General features: G+C 70.1%; 3 protein-coding genes. All 3 read right to left on the minus strand.

Annotated elements, in window-relative coordinates; translation table 11 throughout:
• The coding region (locus WBA11_RS09090) for a TagF domain-containing protein (protein ID WP_424520381.1) at positions 1-187 on the minus strand (187 nt) is incomplete at its 3' end.
• Between the two features lie 46 nt (positions 188-233).
• Positions 234-3,680 carry a type VI secretion system membrane subunit TssM gene (gene tssM / locus WBA11_RS09095; protein ID WP_424520382.1) on the minus strand — a complete coding sequence of 1,149 codons (3,447 nt, stop codon included), beginning with the start codon at positions 3,678-3,680 and terminating at the stop codon, positions 234-236.
• A 73-nt stretch (positions 3,681-3,753) separates the two neighbouring features.
• A partial coding sequence (icmH, locus tag WBA11_RS09100; protein WP_424520383.1) for a type IVB secretion system protein IcmH/DotU occupies positions 3,754-4,788 on the minus strand: 1,035 nt, incomplete at its 5' end.

Below are 4,788 nucleotides of genomic sequence, written 5' to 3' on the forward strand. Positions count from 1 at the left end.
GGCGGAGCGCGCCGACGAACGCGTGCGCCCCTCGTCTCGGGACGAAGATGGCCCGGTAGAGCGGCCCCGGTCGGTCGATCGAGCGGGACCGCAGCGCCCGCTGGCTCAACTCGTCGACGACCTCGAGGACGGGGCTCGGCGTGCCCACTCGCACGAAGTCGCCGCGAGCGGGGATCTTGCCGAACAAGACCGGGCCGGGCGCGCTGGGAGCGGCGGCGGCGTGATCAGGGGGCCTACTCGGCAGAGCGGGGGAGGGTGAACTGGAGGGCCGAGCTTGGGTTGGCGAGCGGGGAGTTCTCGCTCGTCGTCCGCATCTCGTAGACCGCCGTCACGGTGTTCTGTCCCTCGCGGAACGACCACTGGACGTCGTAGACGGTGCCGCTGCCGCGGATCGTGGCGGCGTCCATCAGGCGGAAGACGGCCCAGTCTCCCTCGAACTCCTTCGAGAGGGGGCCACCGGAACGCTGGACGGTGACGAAGGCGCCCGGCTGTCCGGGCCAGCGGAAGTCGGCGAAGCGTGTGCTGCCGAGCCGGTACACGTCGTTCGTGCCGTGAATGCCGACCGCGACCGCGTCGGCAGACAACGCGCGCTGAGCCGCGTCTGACGAGTACGTCGGCAGGTCGGGTTTGAGGCGGAACGTCATGTCGCCGTTGAAGAGTGCTCGGCCAATCGCCATCCCCTTGTCGACGGCAGCGCGGACCGCTCGCGATCCACCTTCGTCTCCGAGGGCTTCGGCGAGCGTGGCGAGGTCCCCTCCGTTCGGGTCGAAGAACTCCTGTGCAGCATCGAGGGCGGCATCTCGGTCGCTGCGAGGTGAGAACGGGTACCGGCCGGCGATCTTCTCGGTGTAGGCCTCGAGGGCGATGGCGTACGCGCTCTGGACGGCTTCGGACGCGGCTTCGGACGCGGCGCTCTCGGCGGCTTCGGAGGCCGCGGCGACGGCGCCGGTCTGGGAGATGTCGAGCGGCGAGAAGAACAGGTTCTGTCGTGTCTGGCGGTCCATGCCGCGCGTGCCCTGCTCGATGCCGTCCTTGGTGACGGCCAACAAGTCGGCGGCCATGCCGGGGTCCCCGGCAGCGCCCGCGATGCGGCGGCCGAACTGGGACAAGCTTTCGAGGGCGGCGTAGAGCCCGTCATCAGCCTCGCCAGCTGCGAGTCCGTTGGCGTTTAGGCGGTGGATGCCGCGGAACGCGTCGGCGATCGGGTTGGTGGACGCGGTCGAGTCGGCCTCCCCGCCCAGGCCGACGGCGCTCGCGGCCCGGTCGATCAAGCTCTGGCGGGGCGCGGTGTCCTCGGCCGGCAGGGTCGTCTGGTCGGTGACCGACGCGAGCAACCAGCCGATGGGCGAGTCCGTCGCCGAGCCCAGGATGGCGAGCCGCGTCTCGGCCTCGAGGGCGTCGGCAGGTTTGTAGCGGACCGAGTGCATAAAGCGGGTCCACGAGTCGACGTAGTCGGTCTGGTACCGGGCCATCAGCGCGTCGTAGACGGCGTCCGGGTCGCGGAGCTCCGGGGGGAGGTCGGCGGCGGTCCGGCCGGTCACCCAGAACTCACGGGCGGGGTTCTCGGCGGCTTGCTCGAACCTCTGCTTGACGACCCGGTCCCAGCCGTCACGCGTAAAAAAACCCGGCACGGACCGTGCCGGGGCAAACAGGCCGAGGTGCTCGGACTTGACGGCTCGGGAGAGCCCGAAGTCCGGGAGCCGGGCGAGTGCTTCGCGTCGGATGCGGGCGTAGAGCCCCTCGAGGCTGGGCGCGACGTCGATGACGGCCACGGCCGACCGCACCAACGCGTCGTCGGCCTCGAAGGGGCGCACGCGGCCGGCGGCCAGCCCGTCGACGAAGGCGTCGGTCTGGAGCGTGACGATCTCGGTCATCGCCTCTCGGTCTCCGCCGCCACCCAGCGCGGCTCGGGGCGTGATCTCGGCCAGCCGCGACTTGAGCACGGCGCGCAGGCCCTCGTCCGACGCGAGCGAGTCCGCGTTCGTCGTCAGCAAGAGGTAGGCCTTGAGGTTCTCCTCGATCTCGACGCGACGTGCGGCGCGCCTCGAGGCCGTGGTCGCGCCTGCGGCGGTGGCCGTCGTGTCCGGCCGGTTGAGCGACCGAGCCTGTTCGAGGGACGACCGGAGCTGGCCCATCGCGTACACCCCCACCAAATCGCGGGTGCGCGTGTAGTAGAGGTCTTGGGCCGGTTCACGAACAGTGCTGCCGCGACCCAGACCAAGCTTGAGCGTCCGCGACAGGGCACTCGGGTCCTCGAGCCGGTCGACCTCCTGGCGCAAGCCCTCGAGCCGATTTACGTCGTCGAAGCGGGCGCCGGCGGGGTTGAACGTGACGTTGGACGCACGCTCGCCGGCCTCGAGGACGCTGCGGAGCTGGGCGTTGCTGCGGGCACCGGCGAAGCCGAGCAGGACGGCGATGAGGGCGGCCGTGCCGAGGGCGGCCAGGCCCGTCTTGGTCATGGCCCGCCACGTTGCGCCGGCGGCCTTTTTGGTCCGTCGCGCGATGAAACGGTCCGGGAAGACGACGTCTGTAAAGACGTCCTTGAGGAAGTAGCTCTTGGGCTCGGCAGGTGCGCGCGGCGGCGGCGGCGTGCGCAACCCGAACTGCTGAGCGAGGGCGCCGATGACGCGGTCGATGGGCGCACCCTCCTGCGTGCCGCTCGTGAAGTAGAAGCCGCGGAAGAGAGCGCCCTCGGACAACGGGTTCGGTGCGAACACGATCGACGAGAACCGGGCCAGCCGGTCGCGCATCGACGCGAACTCGAGCGGGAAGTCGTAGACGCGCTGACGCTCCTCGCGGCGCAGGTTGCGCGCCAGCCGGGCCGTTCGGTGGGGACGGAGCGCGCCCATGATGCCGTCGAACTCGCGCTCCACGACCTCGGCCGGGTCCGCCGTCGAGTACGGCTCGACGGTCGCGCCCCAGATCTGCTCGCGCCCGTCGCGGTCGAGCTCGCCGAAGAACTCGACGAAGCCGGGGATCAGGTCGGTCTTGGTGATGACCAAGTACACCGGCAGCCGCAACCCGAGCTGCTGGACCATCTCATCGATCCGGCGCCGGATGTTGTCGGCGTGGTCCTCAAGGTCGACCTCGTCGCCCAACAGGTCCTGGGCGCTGATCGCGACCATGATGCCGTTGATCGGGCGGTCGGGGCGGCTGATTTTGAGCGTGTCGAGAAACGCGTCCCACTCGTCGCGGTCCTCGTTCTCCGTCGTGTAGCGGCCTGCGGTGTCGAGCAGGATCGCCTCGTCGGTAAAGAACCAATCGCAGTTGCGCGTGCCGCCGACGCCCTTGATGCGCTCGGCGCCGGCTGGGAAGCGCAGCCCGCTTTTCAAGAGCGCCGTCGTCTTGCCCGCGCCCGGAGGGCCGACCATGAGGTACCACGGCAAGGCGTAGAGCGCCTTCTTGCCCTTGCCGAAGCGCCCGTCGCCGCCGAGCTCCGACGCCTTGAGCTGGGCGAGCGCCCGGTCGAACGACTCCTGCATCCGGTCGATCTCGGCCTTCCGGTCCGGTGTGTAGGACGCCGCCTCACGCTCGGACTGCGCCTTGAGCGCGTCCTCGATGCCGCCGCCCTTCTTGCGCGACTTCCGCGCCCACGCGGCGATGGCTGCCACGATGGAGACCAGGAGCCCAATCAGTAGGTAGAGGATCGTCGTCTGGGAGACGCCTCCCACGATGAGCATGATAAAAATGCCGCTGACGCCGGCGGCGGCGAGGACGGGTCGGAGAAGCCGTTTTGGAGACATAATGGTTGGGCTACCCAGTCTGAGCCGACAGCGTGCGGAGCTCGTCGGAGGTCTCGTTGGCAGCGCTCGAGAGCATCAGGCTCAGGACGAGGTAGATCAATGCGACGAGGACGGCGGCCCCGGCCCACAGCGCCCAGGTCGGCAGGCCTGATTTCTCGGCTTGCGCGGCGGCCTCGCGAGAGGTGCCTCGAGGCGAGAGCACGCCGGGCTGGTTGCTGGCCGAGAGGCGTGTGTAGAGGTCGTCGACCAAGCGGCGCAGGACCTCGCGGCCCTGGATCGCGTAGCGGCCCTTGAAGCCGAGCGCCAGGCACAGGTAGTAGACCTCGAGGACGTCGCGGCGTCCGCCGCTGTCCAAGAGCGCTTTGAGCCGGTCGAAGAACCGCTCGCCCGCGTCGTTCCGGTCGTAGTGCGCGAGCTGGAGCGGTTGGGCCGACCAGCGGTCGCGGCCGTTCCAGTCCGAGGCCAGGATCGCCTCGTCGAGGAAGGCGACGAGGCAGAACGTGGCCTCGTCGACATCGGAGTCCGTCGCTCCGAAGCGTCGCGCCTGCTGGGCCGACTCGCTCAGCAAGGCCTCGATGCGCTGTCGCAATGCCGTCGGGTCGCCCAGGTCCTGGGCCGACCGGATCTGCAGGATGAGCGAGAAGACGGGCGTGAACGCGCCGGCCAGCGTCTCCTCGGCGCCGAACGCTTTGGGAAGCTCGACCTCGAGGCCGGAGTTCTGCGGCGAGTGGAAGCCCGAGTCGAAGCCGCCGCCGGAGCTGATCGCGGCGCCCTGGTACGACTCGAACGGGTCGTCCGTCGTGGTCGAGGGCTTCTGCGCGAACGGGTCGGCACGGTCCGAGCCGAGTGCGGGGCCGGGTGCGGGGGCCGGCGCGTACGGATCTGCCGGGGTCGCGTCCCAGTCGTTCGACCTCGAAGACGGCTCCGACCTCGAGGTCGAGAACGGATCGGCTTGCGGGGGGGAGGCCGGGAGCGGCGCGAACGGATCGTCCGTCGAGCCCTGCGGAGCGGCGCTCGCGCTGGCCGACCGGAAGGGGTCCGGGTC

Source organism: Rubrivirga sp. (assembly GCF_049648075.1).
Classification (GTDB): domain Bacteria; phylum Bacteroidota; class Rhodothermia; order Rhodothermales; family Rubricoccaceae; genus Rubrivirga.